We start from the raw sequence: 14,422 nt of genomic DNA on the forward strand, positions 1-14,422 counted from the left end.
CCCGCGAGACGTCGCGCGAGGCTAGGCCTTCTTGGCGCGGGCGGCCTCGGCCTTGGCGCGGCGCTTCTCCGCGCGGCGCTTGAGCTCCTCGCGGTCGAGCTCCTTGGCGCGCTCGGGCGTCGGGGCCGAGCCGCCGTAGGACTCGGGCAGCCACCAGGAGCCCGGCGGCTGCTCCTCGGGCGGGTACTCGCGGATCGCCTTGTCGAGCATGGCGGACATGTGCTCGTGGAGGACCTTGGTCTTCTCGACCGCGGTCTCGCCCTCGGGACGGAACGGCTCGCCGATCGTGATCGAGATCGTCTTGTGCCGTGAGAGGTCGCGCGGGTGGTCCTTGGTCATGATGCGCTGGGTGCCCCACAGGATCAGGGGGATCAGCGGCACGTCGGCGTCCTCGGCCATCCGCACGGCGCCGGTCTTGAGCTCCTTGATCAGGAAGCTCCGCGAGATCGTCGCCTCGGGGAACACACCGACCAGCTCGCCGTCGCGCAGGTAGCGCACCGCCTCGTCGTACGACGCCTGGCCGTCGGCGCGGTCGACGCTGATGTGCTTGCAGTTGCGCATGATCGGCCCGGTCACCGGGTGGTCGAAGGTCTCCCGCTTGGCCATGAACCGGGTCAGCCGGTTCACCGAGCGCGGGCCGAGGCCGGCCATGATGAAGTCGACGTAGGAGACGTGGTTGATCGCCAGGACCGCGCCCGCGTCGGCGGGGATGTGCTCCTCGCCGGTGATCTGGAAGCGGAAGTCCATGGCCTTGAACCAGGTCCGCGCCGCTCCGATGATCGAGTAGTACGTCAGGTCGGTCACCGGGACAGGCTACTGGCCCGTAGCCGCGCGGGCGACCGCTCTCCCCACGAGGCGCGCCATGACCGCGCCGAGGTCCTCCCCGGCGGCGTCGACGGCCAGCGGCACCGTCGAGGTCTCGGTCAGGCCGGGCGCGACGTTGACCTCGAGGAACCACACCTGCCCGTCGGCGTCGACCATGAGGTCGGAGCGGGAGAGGTCACGCAGCCCGAGGGTGCGGTGCGCCGTCAGCGCGACCGTGCGGCACGCGTCGATGACCTCGTCCGACAGGTCGGCCGGTACGTCGAACGCGGTCGAGCCGGCGGTGTAGCGGGCCGTGTAGTCGTAGACGCCGCCGTCGGGCCGGATCCCCACGACCGGCAGGGCCTCGGGGCCGGCGTCGGTCTCGACGACCGGCACGGCCACCTCGGACCCGACGACGAACGCCTCGACGAGGGCGGTGTCGCCGTACGAGAAGGCGTGGACCATGGCGCCGGGCAGCTGCGCGGCCTCGGTGACCAGGCTGCAGCCGAGGGCGGAGCCGCCGCGGGCGGGCTTGACCATCATCGGCAACCCGACGGTCTCGACCATCGCGGCCATGACCGCGGAGGCGCCGAGCTCGCGGAACGCCTCGGCCGGCAGGGTGACGCTCGCCGGCGTCCGGACCCCGGCCCGACCGACCAGCGTCTTGGCCACCGGCTTGTCGAAGGCGAGGCGGCACGCGCTGGGCCGCGAGCCCACGTAGGGCAGCGCGAGCAGCTCGAGGACCTCGCGCAGGGCGCCGTCCTCCCCGGACTCGCCGTGCAGCAGGGGCACGACGCAGGTCGGCCGGTCCTGCTGGAGCCGCTCGAGCAGGCCGGAGCCGACGTCGCTGACCTCGACGTCGTGCCCGTGGTCGCGCAGGGCCTCCGCGACCCGGCGACCCGAGCGCAGCGAGACGTCGCGCTCGTGGGAGAGGCCTCCGGCCAGGACCAGCACGCGCTCACTCACAAGGACGACCTCCGGGTCGGACGGGGACAGCGGGGACGGGACCCGGGTGGGTCCCGGACGGACAGGGGCTCACGTCAGGTCGGACTGGGGACCCTCGTAGCCCCGCGCCACGACGTCGGCGACGGTGCCGAAGGTCTGGCGGAGCTCGAGCTCGTCCTCGATGACCCCCACGAGGCGGCGCACACCCTCCCGGATGCGCTCCGGCGTGGGGTAGCAGTAGGACAGCCGCATCGACTGCGCCCCGAAGCCGTCGGCGAAGAAGGCGGTGCCCGGGACGTAGGCGACGCGGGCGGTGACGGCGCGGGGCAGCATCGCCTTGGCGTCGAGGCCGTCGGGCAGCGTGAGCCAGACGTAGAAGCCGCCGGCCGGGACGTTCCACCGGGCGGTGGCCGGCATCAGGTCGTCGAGGGCCTCGATCATCGCGTCGCGCCGGTCGCGGTACATCTCACGGAACTGCTTGACCTGGCCCTGCCAGTCGTGGGTGCGCAGGTACGCCGACACCGCCATCTGGCTGAACGACGGGGGGCACAGCGTGGCCGACTCCTGGGCCAGCACCAGCTTCTCCCGCACGGCGTGGGGCGCCAGCGCCCACCCCACCCGGAACCCGGGGGCGAAGGTCTTGGAGAACGACCCGAGGTAGATCACGCCCTCCGCCTCGTCGGCCCGCATCGCGCGGATCGGCTCGCCCTCGAAGCCGAGCAGGCCGTAGGGGTTGTCCTCGAGCACGAGCACGTCGGCCTCGCGACAGATCTGGAGGATCTCGGTGCGTCGCTCGGCGCTGAGCGTCACGCCGGCGGGGTTGTGGAAGTTCGGGATCGTGTAGACGAACTTGATGGTCCGGCCGGCTGCCTGCACGTGGGCGATGGCCTGGCGCAGCGCCTCGGGCACCATGCCGTCGGCGTCCATCTCGACGTGGACCACGTCGCACTCGTAGGCGCGGAAGACGCCGAGCGCGCCGACGTACGACGGGGCCTCGCAGATGACGACGTCGCCGGGGTCGCAGAAGATCCGCGTCACCAGGTCGACGGCCTGCTGGGAGCCGACGGTGACCACGACGTCGTCGGGGTGGGCCTCGATGCCCTCGAGCCGCATCACGTCGCAGATCTGCTCGCGCAGCACCGGGTCGCCCTGGCCGGAGCCGTACTGCATGGCGGTGGCCCCGTGGTCGGCGACGAGGTCGCTGATCGCGCCGCCGACGACGTCGAGCGGGAGGCCGGAGATGTTCGGCATGCCCCCGGCGAGGCTCACCACCTCGGGCCGGCTGGCGACCGAGAACAGCGCGCGGATCTCCGAGGCCGTCATGCCCTTGGTGCGGGCGGCGTACCGGTCGACGTAGCTGTCGAGACGGGTGCTGCTGCGAGCGGGCAGCTCGGGCGGCGGGACTGACATGGGTGCGAACTCCTGGCGGCTGACTACCATCCCAGTATCCACACCCGAGGAGGTGCCGTGTCGCGACGCGTCGCACGTCTCACCGTGGACTCGCTCGCCGCCCTGCCCGACGAGGTGAGGACCTGCGTGGCCTGGGAGCTCGACCCGGTCGAGCGGGCGCGGGCCGAGCGTGAGGGCACCGCGGCCGAGGAGAAGGCCGCCTGGCTCTCCCGCGTGCTGCTGGAGTGGGGATCGTGCGGCCGCGTGGTGTGGATCGACGACGCGGTCGCGGGCGTGGTCGTCTACGCCCCGCCCGCGTTCCTGCCGGGGACCGTGGTGATGCCGACGGCGCCGGTCGCGGAGGACGCGGTGCAGATCGCCAGCGCCTTCGTCGCCGAGGAGCACGCCGGCGGCGGCCTGGGCCGGCTGCTCATGCAGCTGGCCGTCAAGGACGTGCTGCAGCGGGGCGGCTACCGCGCCGTGGAGTGCTTCGGCCGCGAGCCGGGCGTCTCGCCCGACGCGGACGCCTGCTGCCTGCCGGTCGAGTTCCTCCAGCGCGTCGGTTTCCGCACCGCCCGCGGTCACGTGCGGCACCCGCGCCTGCGGCTGGACCTCAAGTCGGTGGTGAGCTGGCGCGAGGAGGTCGAGCTCGCCTGGGAGCGGCTGCTGGGCGCGGTGCGGCCGCCGGTGCCCGCCCCGGTACCCCGGGCCTCGAGCCGTGGGGTGAGCCGTGAGACGAGCCGGGGGGCGAGCCGCGTCGGGCGGTCGGCTCAGCCGCCGTCGGGGGACGCGTGGCGCAGTGCGCGGAGGTCGGCGATGCGCAGCACGCCCGTGTGGTGGTCGGAGTCCGGGTCCAGGTAGAGCCGCTGCACGGCGATGACCACGGCCTCGGCCACGGTGTCGCGCAGGTGCTCGTCGCGCCCCGACGCCACGGACGCGGCGTCGTAGCCGACCTCGACGCACACGGTCGGCATCTTGGTCTGGCGCAGCAGGTCCCACGACCGGGCGTGCGTGCGGAGGTCGGGCAGCGCGGTGCGGGCCACGATCTCGCGCTGCACCAGCCCGGCGAAGCGCTCGCCGACCCAGGAGCGCAGCCCGTGCGCCTCCATCCCGAAGAAGTACGTCGACACGCCGCGGTCGGCGGGCTCGGCGGCCGGGTCGACCAGCAACGAGACGCAGAGGTGGGCGTCGGCCCGGTTGGCGAAGGCGGCCCGGACGCCCTCGTCCTCCTCGACGCCGGCGTGCGGCACCGACAGGAACGCTTGCACCCCGGTCGCGAGCAGGCGGCCCTCGACGCGGCGGGCGAGGTCGCTGCTGGCCTCGTGGGCTTGGGCCCGCCGCTCGCGGTCCTGCGCGGAGCGGCCGTCGGCGGTCTCGCCGGCGGAGGGGTCGATCACGACGACCTTGCCGCTCAGCCGCGGCCCGGCGGTGCGGATCCGCTCCTCGGCGCGCAGCGCGTTGGGGCGCCCGCCCGAGACCCGCGGCGCCAGCCGCGTCAGCGCCTTGAGGGTGGCCGGACCGCAGGTGCCGTCGGCGGGGACGCCGATGTTGTGCTGGAACTCGCGCACCGCGCGCTCGGTCACGGAGCCGAAGCGGCCGTCGACACGGCCGGTCTTGAAGCCGAGCTCGAGCAGCTGGCGCTGCAGCGCGATGACGTCGTCACCGGTCTGCACGGTGCCGGGCAGGTGGACCAGCACCCGGTCGCCGAGGCGCCAGTGCGCCTCCTCCAGCGCCCGGAAGGTGGAGCGGCCCACGACGCCGTCGGCGTTGAGGCCCCGGCGCTGCTGGAAGGCACGCACGGCGCGCTCGAGCGCGTCGTCGTACGCCTCGGGGTCGCCGAGGTCGGCGGCCGGCAGCTGGTCGAGGGCGACCAGACGGTGCTTCAGCTCCGCGACCTCGGGCGCCCGGTCCCCGAGCCGGAACACCACGGAGGTGCGGCTCGGGGCGGGGACGTCGCTCATCGGCTCAGCCGATGAAGTCGGCGAGCTCCTTGAGGATCGCGGCCTTCGGGCGCGCCCCCACGATCTGCTTGACGACCTCACCGTTGTGGTAGAGGTTCATCGTCGGGATGCCGGAGACGCGGTACTGCGCGGGCACGACCGGGTTCTCGTCGACGTTCATCTTCACGATCTCGACCTTGTCGCCGTGCTCGGCGCTGATCTCGGCGAGGATCGGGGCGACCTGGCGGCACGGACCGCACCACTCGGCCCAGAAGTCGACCAGCACGGGCTTGTCGGACTTGAGGACCTCCGCCTCGAAGTCGGCGTCGGTGACTTTCTTCATCTCGGCCACGGATCAGGTCCTTCCGTTCGTGGGTCGTGCGGGATCGGTGCGGGGGGTCGTGCTGGTTCGTGCGTGCTGAGTCAACACCACGGCGGCGACGGATTGTTCCCGGCGCCGGGTGCGCGCGGGCGGCTCAGACGTTGGCGGGCTCGCGGCCCACCCCGACGCCGGCCTGCTTGGCGGCGTGGTCGAGGTCGGCGAGGTGGCGCTCGGCGTCGAGCGCGGCCGAGCAGCCGGTGCCGGCGGCGGTGATGGCCTGGCGGTACTCGTGGTCGACGAGGTCGCCGCAGGCGAAGACGCCCTCGATGTTGGTGCGCGTCGACGGGTGCTGGACCAGCACGTAGCCCTCGTCGTCGAGGTCCACCTGGCCGGCCAGCAGCTCCGAGCGCGGGTCGTGGCCGATGGCGATGAACAGCCCGGTGACCGGCAGCTCACGGGTCTCGCCGGTGACGGTGTCGCTCAGCGTGACGGCGCTCAGCTTGTCCTGGCCGTGCAGCGAGGTGACGGTGCTGTTCCACACCATCTCGAGCTTCTCGTCGGCGAAAGCCCGCTCCTGCATGATCTTGGAGGCGCGCAGCTCGTCGCGGCGGTGGATCAGGTAGACCTTCTTGGCGAAGCGCGTGAGGAAGGTCGCCTCCTCGATGGCCGAGTCGCCACCGCCGACGACCGCGATCTCCTGGTCGCGGAAGAAGAACCCGTCGCAGGTCGCGCACCACGAGACGCCGTGGCCCGAGAGCCGCTCCTCGTCGGCGATGCCGAGCTTGCGGTAGCCCGAGCCGGTGGCCAGGACGACCGTCCGCGCCCGGTAGCGGGTGCCGTCGCCGTCGGTGACCTCCTTGACCTCGCCGGTCAGGGAGACCTCGGTGACGTCGTCGGTGACGAAGACGGCGCCGAAGCGCTCGGCCTGCGCGCGCATCTCGTCCATCAGCGCCGGGCCCATGATGCCGTCCTGGAAGCCGGGGAAGTTCTCCACCTCGGTGGTGTTCATCAGGGCGCCGCCGGCGGTGACCGCGCCCTCGAAGACGAGGGGCTTCAGGTTGGCGCGCGCCGCGTAGATCGCGGCGGTGTAGCCCGAGGGTCCCGACCCGATGATGATGACGTCGTGGACTTCGGTCTCGGAGGTCATGGATGTCCTTCGCTCGCGGTTGCTGGGTGGATCCGGCCCGTCGTGATCACGCGCGGCGGGGCCGTCGGCACAACCGATCCTAGGTGGCGACTATTCCCCCGCGGGACCGATCTCGACCCCGTCCAGCAGCAACCCCAGCTCGCAGTCGTAGACCCGCCCGTCGAGGCGGTCACCCGTCCGGCGTACGACGAGGGTGGCGGGGTCGCCCCGGTAGCTCACCAAGGTGCGTCGACCGGGGCCCCCCGGGGTCACGCAACGGTCCGCGCCGGCCCGGTTGGCGGCTCCCGGGGCCTCGTCGCCCGTCAGGTAGTCGAGGGAGCCGCGGTCGGCGAGGGCGGCGAGGTCGCCGGCGGCGGTGCCGCGGACGGCGGCGCGGAGATCGGCGTCGTCGGAGATGCGCAGCAGCCGGGGCAGCCGGGGCGCGCGGGCGGACTCGGAGACCCGGCCGGGCTGGTCGAGCGCGTCGGCGTCACCGGAGTCATCAGCCGCACCCGAGCCTCCGGACCCGCCGGCGTCGCGGCGCGCCTGCCCTTGGTCGCTGCCCGCGCCGGACTCGGTGGCGGCGCTCTCCTCGCTCGACTCCGCCTGCGCTCCGCCGGCGTCCCCGGCGGCCGCGCTGTCGGAGCCGGACCCGCCGGTCAGGTCGTCCACCACGCTCAGGCCGACCCCGGCGACGCCCAGCACGGTGGCCGCGACGAGCAGCCGAGCGCCCCAGGTGCGGCGACGCCGGGCCCGCTCCGCGTCGAGGGACACCGCCGGGGTCGCGGCACCGTCGGCGGTCCGCGCCGCGACCAGGTCGGCCAGGACGGCGTCCAGGCGAGACACCACGTCCGGCGGGGTCGGCTCGACGGGCCCGGCAGCGCCCAGCAGGCGGGCGACCTCCTCCTCGGAGAGCCCTCCCGCGGGCACGCCGGAGCCGGGTCGGTCCTCACTCATCGCTGGTCACACCTCCTGCCGGGGTCTCGTCGGTCCTGGATGGGACGCGCGCGGGACCGTCGCGGTTCCCGCCGGCCGACCCCGGGGCCAGGTCGGCGAGCAGCTCGGCCAGCCGGTGACGCCCTCGCGAGCACCGGCTCTTGACCGTCCCGACGGCGACGCCGAGCACCTCCGCGGCCTCGCCGACCCCGAGGCCCTGCATGTCGACCAGCACCAGGGCGGCCCGTTGCTCGACGGGGAGGGCGGCCAGGGCGGCGTGCACCACCCGCTGCTGCTCGGACCGCTCGGCCACGGCCTCGGGGTCGCCGTCGCTGCGGGGCCGGAGCACGCCCGTGCCGGGCCCGGGGTCCGGGACATCGGTGACCCGCTCGGTCTCCGGCAGCGCCTCGGTGCGCCGGACGGCCTGGCGCCGGTGCCGGTCGAGGCAGGCGTTGACCACGACCCGGTGGAGCCAGGTGGTGACAGCCGCGTCGCCGCGGTAGCTCCCCGCCCGCCGGAAGGCCGCCATGAGTGCGTCCTGCAGCGCGTCCGCGGCGTCCTCGCGGTTGCCGGTGGTGCGCAGCGCCACCGCCCAGAGCCGGTCGCGGTGCCGGGCGAAGAGCACGCCGAACGCCTCGGGGTCACCGGCCACGTGGGCGGCCAGCAGGGCGCGGTCGTCGCTCGCGGCCAGGTCGCGGGGCCCGGTCGGCTCGGTCACGTCACGACCGTACGACGACCTCGGCCACCTGGCCCTGGTAGCCGCCGTCGACACTCGGGAGCGCCGTCAGCCAGAGCACGAGGTAGCGAGTGGTGACCGGGGAGTCGGGGGCGAGCACGACCCGGCCGCCGACGCCGGTCTGCGTCGCCACCCGGTCCAGCCCCGTCGCCGTGGTGGGGGCGCCGGCGCCCTCGCCGGCCGCGAGCAGCTGCACCGAGTAGCCCGCGCCGGGCAGCTGGGCGACGACGTCGGTGACCTCGGTCTCCTGCCCGAGGTCGAGCAGCAGCCCGACCCCCGACTTGTACGGCGGCAGCGCCGGCCCGTCGAAGTAGGTCTCGGTCTCCCAGACGGTCCCGGGGCGCCCGTCGACGGCCAGCGGCAGCAGCTCGGGGTTCTCCTCGGGGGTGCCGCCGTCCTGCTCGGGGTCGAAGTCGGAGATGGACGCGACGGGCACCGGCTGGGGCGGGTCCGGCTCGGCCGACGCCTCCGGCGTGGGCTCGTCGGAGGGCTCGCCGCCCGGCACGAGGTCGGGGCCGCCGAGGTTGGCCACCACCACGAGGGTGAGGACGAGCAGGAGCAGCCCCGCCAGCGCGGCGCCCAGGCGCATCCAGCTCGAGCCCGGGCGCTCGGGAGCCTCGCGCAGCACCGGGAGCGACCCCGTGTCGTCGGCGTCGGGGCCCCAGTCCTGCGGCACCGCGCCCGCGCCCATCCCCAGCCGGGGGTCGCGCGGCGGCGTGGCGCGGTCGGGGACCGGCACCACCTGCGTCCGTCCGCTCGGGTCGGCGTCGTGCCCGGCCCCGGGAGCCGGCCCAGCCCTCCGCGGTGACGCGGAGGGAGCCGCCTGGGTCGCCTCGGGGTCGGCGGCCGGGGCACCCCGGCCGGCCGGGCCGGCCCCGGTGTCGTCGAGGTCCCAGCGCGGCTGGGGCGAGGCCTGGGTCGCCTCCGGGTCCGCGAACGGCGCGCCGGACGCCTGGGTGGGCAGGAGGTCGTGGGAGCCGAGGCTGTCGTCCTCGGGGCGGTTGGTGCCGCCGGGCCCGGTGAGGGCGTCGGGCGCCAGGAACGCGGTGGCGGCGGAGACGTTGGTGACGGCGTGGGGGCCGCCCTCGCCGAGGTAGCGGCTGAGGGCCTCGGCCACCGAGGAGGCGGTGACGACGACCGAGGGGTTCTCCTGGACCCGCAGCAGCCGGCGGCACAGCGTGTCGAGCTCGCGCGGCACCCCGGCCCGCACCTGGCGGGGCCGGCAGACCTGGCCGTGGTCGAGGGGGGCGTCGGGCACCACCGAGGCGGGGCGGCCGGGCCAGCGGCCCACGAGCGCGGTGTAGAGCAGCGCCCCGAGGTTGCGCACGTCGTTCTCGTGGTCGCTCAGGTGCACGCCCTCGAGGTCGCCGGTCAGGTCCTCGGGCGACAGCCGGCCGTAGAGGACCGCGTCGACGACGAAGCCGATGAGCTTGACCGACCCGGCGTCGGACACGAGGACGTTCTCGGGCAGCAGGCGTCCGTGGGCCACCCCCTGGGCGTGGGTGGCGGCGATGGTCTGGGCCACCTCGCGCACCAGCCAGGCGGCGCGGCGCGGGGCGAGCGGCTCCTCGGCGACCATGCGGTCCAGCGACATCCCGGAGCCCCACTCGTGGACCACGTGCACCACGTCGTCCTCCTGCACGGCGTCGAGCACCCGGAGCAGCCGGGGCTCGCTCACGGTCGCGGAGGTGCGGGCGGCCGTGAGCACGGCCGAGGCACGCCGGTCCTGGGCGGCGATGACGTGGATGGCGACGTTGCGGGCGAGCGTCAGGTCGGTGGCGCGCCAGAAGCGGGCGCCGGAGCGCTCGTCCAGCAGGTCCTCGAGGCGGAACCGGGAGGCGACGATGCTCCCGGGACCCCAGGCGTCCTGCCCTCCCTGGCTCATGCCGTCCTGCTCCCTCCCCGGTCCCGGTGGCTCCCCGGCCCCGGGTCGTGTCTCCCGTGACACCGGCGCATCCACGCCGTCCCCGGCGTCTCGTGCGACCGGCGGCGCTGGTCGACCTCCATGGTAGGCGGGTCGGCCCCGCCCGGTGGAACTCAGCGTCGCAGCCGGCTCGTGACGAGGGACGTCACCTCGGAGATCTCCGTGATCCGCAGCGCCCGCGCCACCACCAGCAGCACCACCAGGTCGACCAGGCCGGTGGTGCCGAGCACCAGCAGCGAGGTGAGCTTGCCCTCGACGCCCGCGCCCCCGGGGTCGAGCAGGGTGTCGACCAGGCTGCGCCAGCCGTACGCCGCCGCCCCGGCGACCCCGGCCGCCAGCAGGATGCGGACCCCGAAGCGGACCAGCTCGGGAATCTCCAGCGACCCCAGGACGCGCCGCAGCACGAGGGTCGAGGTGACCGCCCCCACGGCGTACGCCCCGCCGTAGGCGAGCGCGAGGCCCGGCGCGGTCAGCCGGGGCGAGACCGCGCCGACCACCAGCAGCGCGAGCACGACGTTGACGACGGCGATCACGCACTGGACCTGGAAGACGGTGCGGGTGCGCTCGAGGGCGTAGAACCCGCGCAGCGTCAGGTAGTGGAGGGTGAAGAAGACCAGGCCGGGCCCGAAGGCCACGAGCGTGGTCGCGAAGCCCTCGTAGGTCTCCGAGGCGGCGCCGTAGCCGAAGACGAGGTCGGCCAGCGGCAGCGAGATGGCGGGCAGGATCAGCGCGAACGGCACGATGAGCGCGAGCGCGGTGCGCGCGGTGGACGCGACCTGCCCCGCCAAGCCGCGCAGGTCGGTGTCCGCGGCCAGGCGCGACAGCCGGGGCAGCACGGCGGTGGCCAGCGAGACGGTGGCGATGGAGTGCGGCACCATCGCCAGCAGGAACGACCCGGAGTAGACGGTGTAGCCGGTGGCCTCCGCCGCCCCGGCCGCCCCCGCGCCCCCGTCGCCCGACCCGGCGGTGCCGCCGGAGGCGAGCCGGACCACGACCGTGTAGGCGATCTGGTTGACCAGCACGAAGCCGAGCGTCCACGCGCCCAGCCGGAACGTGTGGCCCAGGCCGGTGCCGCGGAAGTCGAAGCGCGGACGGAAGCGGAACCCGGCGGCGCGCAGGTAGGGCAGCAGGATCAGCAGCTGCACGGCGATGCCGGCCGTCGAGCCGAGGCCGAGCAGCAGCTCCTGGCCCGAGGAGTAGCCGCCGGTCAGCCCGTCACCGCTCGCGGCGCCGAACTGCACGAGGTAGACGACCAGGACGAGCACGGCGATGACGTTGTTGGCGATCGGCGCCCACATCATCGGCCCGAAGCGGTCGCGGGAGTTGAGCACCTGGCCGACCAGCACGAACATGCCGTAGAAGAAGACCTGCGGCAGGCACAGCCGCGCGAAGGCGATGACCGACTCGCGCTGCTCGGTGAAGCCGGCGGTGAAGTAGGCGTCGTCGAGGTAGAGCCGCATCACCCAGGGCGCGGCGAGCACCAGCAGCGCGGTGGTGCCGGCCAGGAACAGCGCGGCCAGCGTGATGATGCGGTTGGTGTAGGCCTCGCCGCCGTCGGGGTCGTGCTTCATGGCCCGCACCAGCTGCGGCACCAGCACGGCGTTGAACACCCCGCCGGCCAGCAGGATGTAGAGCATGTTCGGCACGGTGTTGGCGATCGTGAAGACGTCCGCGTGCAGCTGGGTGCCGAGCGCCGCGGCGAGCAGGGTGGAGCGGACGAAGCCGCTGAGCCGGGAGACCGTGGTGCCCGCGGCCATGACCGCGCTCGAGGAGAGCACGCTGGTGTCGCGCTGGGTCACGCGGTCGCCCCCGCCGTACGCCGCCGTCGTCGCGCCAGCAGGCGTCGCACCGTGCGGACGGTGATCGCCCCGAAGAGCGCGACCCCGCCGCCGGCCATGATGAACCACAGGATCATGCCGACCTTGCTGCTGCGCACGCTGAGGGTGGAGGTCTCGCCCAGCGCGCGGCCGGTCTGGCTGACCGGCTGCAGCGTCACCTGGTGCACGCCGATGTCGGTGGCGTCGGCCTCGATGCGCATGGGGCGCCGCCCGCCCGGCGGCAGGTCCACCGGGTCGGGGGTGGTGAGCCGCAGCGGACCGCCGCGCACGGTGGCCGACAGCCCGACCGTGACCGCCTGGTCGAGGCCGTTGACCAGCGTGACCTGGAAGGTCCCGCTCTCGCTCGACATCGTGATGAACGAGGGGCCACGGATGGTGACGCCGCCGAGCCAGTCGTCGACCCGTTCCACCGCGTCGCGGGCGCGCTGGGTGGCCACGCCGGGGAACGTGCGGCTCCAGACCGACGAGGTCAGCAGGGCCTGGCGGTCGACCCGCTCGCCCAGCCCGGCGTCGTCGGTGAGCAGGTCCTGCAGGGTCAGGCTGCGGTCCACGAGCGCCGAGCTCGCGGCCACGGCGTAGGCCGGCACCTCCTCCAGCACCTCCTCGTCGGGGTAGACGAGGTCGTCGCCGCGGACGGTGACCGAGCCGACGGCGGCCGGGTCGACCACGGAGCTCAGGGACACGCCGTCGAGCCACGGCTGGGCGGCGAGGGCGTCGAAGAACTCCGAGCGCTCCCAGTCGCGGCCCGGGTCCCACAGGGCGGGCAGGACCGTGACCAGCGGCTCGGTGGCGTCGTCGGACAGGGCGTGGACGGCGGCCTCGGCGAGCAGCCGCTGGCGTACGGCGAGCGCGCTGTGGCTGCGACCGGGCCCGGGGCCCCAGATGCCCTCGTCGGAGGGGGTGGTCGTCAGCGCGCCGCCGCGCGGGGCCGCGAAGACCGTGGGGTCGTCGGGGTCCTCGAGCTCCTCGGGGATCGCCGCCCGCCCGAGCACCACCCGCAGGTCGGGGTCGAGCACGCCCAGCCCCTCCGGCGAGAGGTAGCCGGACGGCGGGGCCACGACCGGCGCCGAGGACACGCCCCGGGCCGACAGCACGGACTGGCTCTGGTTGAGGGCGATCGAGACGATCTCCGGCCCCCGGGTGCCGTCGGCGGTCGCGCTGACGTCGAGGTCGCCGTACGGCAGGGCGAGCACGCTCGTGCGCCGGGCGTCGGCGACGAACCGGTCGACCCAGCGCGTGGCGGCCTTGGCCGCCGGGTCGTCCTCGGCCGCGCGGGCGGCGGTCTCCTCCTCGCTGGGCTCGTCGTCGGGCGCGGTGACCTCGTTGGAGCCGTCCGAGGCGAGGTCGATCGCCGGGTTGCCGGCGCTCAGCGAGTCGGCGGCGTCGAGGAGGGCGCCGTCGACCAGCCAGGTCAGCGGCCAGCCGTCGGGGGCGTTGTCCGCGACGGCGCCCCGGCCCGCGGCCGTGTCGCCGTCGCGGGCCTCCCGGGCGGAGCCGGCCGCGGTGCGCGACCCGGCTCCGTCGCGGCGCGGGCGGCGTGGCGGGTCGGTCGAGTCCTCGGCGGCGTCGGGCAGGGCGCTGGCGGCGAAGGCACGCACCCGCTCCAGGCGGCCGGAGCGCAGCTGCGCGGCCCAGAGCTGGTCGTAGAGCAGCGTGCCGTCGGCCTCGCGCACGACGTGCCGCCGGAACGGCATGCCCAGGGCCAGCCGGGTCGAGGCCCGGTCCGGCACGAGCGGCAGCAGGGTGCGGGCGCGTCCGTCGGCGCCCTCGATGCGGCCGGTCTCGTCGGTGCCGAGCACGTGGACGCCGAGCCAGTAGACGCCCGGCGCCCCCGAGACCATCAGCCGGCGGGCCGGGACGACGAGGCGGAAGCGGGTGGAGTCGCCGGGGGCCAGGTCGGGGACGAGCTGGAACAGGCCGGGGGCGACGAGCCGGTCCCCGATCTCGATGTTCGGGTCGGAGGCGACGGCGACGTCGATCTCGTCCTCGGTCGTCATCGGGTCGGTGGAGGTGAGCAGGTAGACCTTGTTGTCGACCCACGTCGACTCGGAGACGTTGGTGACGCTCCCGGTGACCACCAGGTCACCCTCGGTGGGGACCACGGCCGGTCGCAGCCGGTCGATGGCCACGCGCAGCGGCGACTCGGGCTCGTCGGGCTCCGCGCGGGCGGGGGTCCGCGCCAGGGCGGGTGTGGCGCGGTTGCCGCTCGACGGAGGCTCGGCGTCGGGCAGCGCCTCGGGGTGCAGCGCCCCGGCCGCCTCGGTGTCCCCGGCCCGCAGGACCTCCGGGGACGCCGACGCGCTCGGGCAGGTCCCGGCCACCAGCGCCAGGAGACACCCGGCCCCGAGGACGGTCCACCGTCGTCTCGGGTCCGCAGCACTCACCCGGTCAGGCTAGTCGCCGGTCCCCGCCGTCGGGGGACGCCGTGGGTCCCGCCCGTCGGTGTCTCTACAGTGGTGTCC

At 74.7% G+C, this 14,422-nt stretch carries 12 protein-coding genes; 1 reads left to right on the plus strand and 11 read right to left on the minus strand.

Annotation, left to right across the window (positions count from 1 at the left end):
* Nucleotides 1–21: 21 nt before the first annotated feature.
* From G7072_RS17665 to G7072_RS17675, 3 genes are all read right to left on the minus strand, one after another.
* Nucleotides 22–804: a lysophospholipid acyltransferase family protein gene (locus G7072_RS17665; protein WP_166088700.1), complete on the minus strand. Its 783-nt coding sequence runs from the start codon at nucleotides 802–804 to the stop codon at nucleotides 22–24.
* 9 nt (nucleotides 805–813) lie between these two features.
* On the minus strand, nucleotides 814–1,770 hold the full coding sequence (locus tag G7072_RS17670; RefSeq protein WP_166088702.1) for a D-alanine--D-alanine ligase: 957 nt from the start codon (nucleotides 1,768–1,770) through the stop codon (nucleotides 814–816).
* Nucleotides 1,771–1,839: 69 nt separating this feature from the next.
* Complete coding sequence (locus G7072_RS17675; RefSeq protein ID WP_166088704.1) at nucleotides 1,840–3,159, minus strand: PLP-dependent aminotransferase family protein; 1,320 nt, start codon at nucleotides 3,157–3,159, stop codon at nucleotides 1,840–1,842.
* A 57-nt stretch (nucleotides 3,160–3,216) separates the two neighbouring features.
* Here G7072_RS17675 and G7072_RS17680 point away from each other — a divergent pair, with 57 nt between their 5' ends.
* On the plus strand, nucleotides 3,217–3,999 hold the full coding sequence (locus G7072_RS17680) for a GNAT family N-acetyltransferase (RefSeq protein WP_166088706.1): 783 nt from the start codon (nucleotides 3,217–3,219) through the stop codon (nucleotides 3,997–3,999).
* On the opposite strand, the gene G7072_RS17685 is transcribed toward G7072_RS17680, so the two are convergent.
* The 8 genes from G7072_RS17685 to G7072_RS17720 form a co-directional block, all read right to left on the minus strand.
* A complete protein-coding gene (locus G7072_RS17685; RefSeq protein ID WP_166088709.1) occupies nucleotides 3,909–5,099 on the minus strand; it encodes a peptidoglycan-binding protein in 1,191 nt (396 codons plus the stop codon). The genes G7072_RS17680 and G7072_RS17685 overlap by 91 nt on opposite strands.
* Nucleotides 5,100–5,103: 4 nt before the next feature.
* Complete coding sequence (gene trxA / locus G7072_RS17690; protein WP_166090376.1) at nucleotides 5,104–5,421, minus strand: thioredoxin; 318 nt, start codon at nucleotides 5,419–5,421, stop codon at nucleotides 5,104–5,106.
* A gap of 133 nt (nucleotides 5,422–5,554) precedes the next feature.
* Nucleotides 5,555–6,547: a thioredoxin-disulfide reductase gene (trxB, locus tag G7072_RS17695; RefSeq protein WP_166088711.1), complete on the minus strand. Its 993-nt coding sequence runs from the start codon at nucleotides 6,545–6,547 to the stop codon at nucleotides 5,555–5,557.
* A 90-nt stretch (nucleotides 6,548–6,637) separates the two neighbouring features.
* The gene (locus G7072_RS17700) at nucleotides 6,638–7,483 is read right to left on the minus strand and encodes a hypothetical protein (RefSeq protein WP_166088713.1); all 846 of its coding nucleotides are present in this window, start codon (nucleotides 7,481–7,483) and stop codon (nucleotides 6,638–6,640) included.
* Nucleotides 7,476–8,180: an RNA polymerase sigma factor SigM gene (gene sigM / locus G7072_RS17705; RefSeq protein WP_166088715.1), complete on the minus strand. Its 705-nt coding sequence runs from the start codon at nucleotides 8,178–8,180 to the stop codon at nucleotides 7,476–7,478. The genes G7072_RS17700 and sigM overlap by 8 nt, the downstream gene beginning before the upstream one ends.
* 1 nt (nucleotide 8,181) lies before the next feature.
* Nucleotides 8,182–10,083: a protein kinase gene (locus G7072_RS17710; protein ID WP_166088718.1), complete on the minus strand. Its 1,902-nt coding sequence runs from the start codon at nucleotides 10,081–10,083 to the stop codon at nucleotides 8,182–8,184.
* A 152-nt stretch (nucleotides 10,084–10,235) separates the two neighbouring features.
* Nucleotides 10,236–11,921, minus strand: a complete 1,686-nt coding sequence (gene murJ, locus G7072_RS17715) for a murein biosynthesis integral membrane protein MurJ (RefSeq protein ID WP_240917030.1) — start codon at nucleotides 11,919–11,921, stop codon at nucleotides 10,236–10,238.
* Entirely contained in the window at nucleotides 11,918–14,344 is a 2,427-nt protein-coding gene (locus G7072_RS17720) for a DUF6049 family protein (RefSeq protein WP_166088720.1), read from the minus strand. Before G7072_RS17720 ends, murJ begins: the two co-directional genes overlap by 4 nt.
* Between the last annotated feature and the right edge of the window lie 78 nt (nucleotides 14,345–14,422).

This window comes from Nocardioides sp. HDW12B (genome assembly GCF_011299595.1).
In the GTDB taxonomy this organism is placed as follows: Bacteria; Actinomycetota; Actinomycetes; order Propionibacteriales; family Nocardioidaceae; genus Marmoricola_A.

What these genes read in the sequence shown, in the direction of transcription:
- trxB (WP_166088711.1), bottom strand. Translation starts at nt 6,547, where the DNA reads ATGACCTCCGAGACCGAAGTCCACGACGTCATCATCATCGGGTCGGGA.
- G7072_RS17710 (WP_166088718.1), bottom strand. Translation starts at nt 10,083, where the DNA reads ATGAGCCAGGGAGGGCAGGACGCCTGGGGTCCCGGGAGCATCGTCGCC.
- G7072_RS17675 (WP_166088704.1), bottom strand. Translation starts at nt 3,159, where the DNA reads ATGTCAGTCCCGCCGCCCGAGCTGCCCGCTCGCAGCAGCACCCGTCTC.
- G7072_RS17700 (WP_166088713.1), bottom strand. Translation starts at nt 7,483, where the DNA reads ATGAGTGAGGACCGACCCGGCTCCGGCGTGCCCGCGGGAGGGCTCTCC.
- trxA (WP_166090376.1), bottom strand. Translation starts at nt 5,421, where the DNA reads ATGAAGAAAGTCACCGACGCCGACTTCGAGGCGGAGGTCCTCAAGTCC.
- G7072_RS17685 (WP_166088709.1), bottom strand. Translation starts at nt 5,099, where the DNA reads ATGAGCGACGTCCCCGCCCCGAGCCGCACCTCCGTGGTGTTCCGGCTC.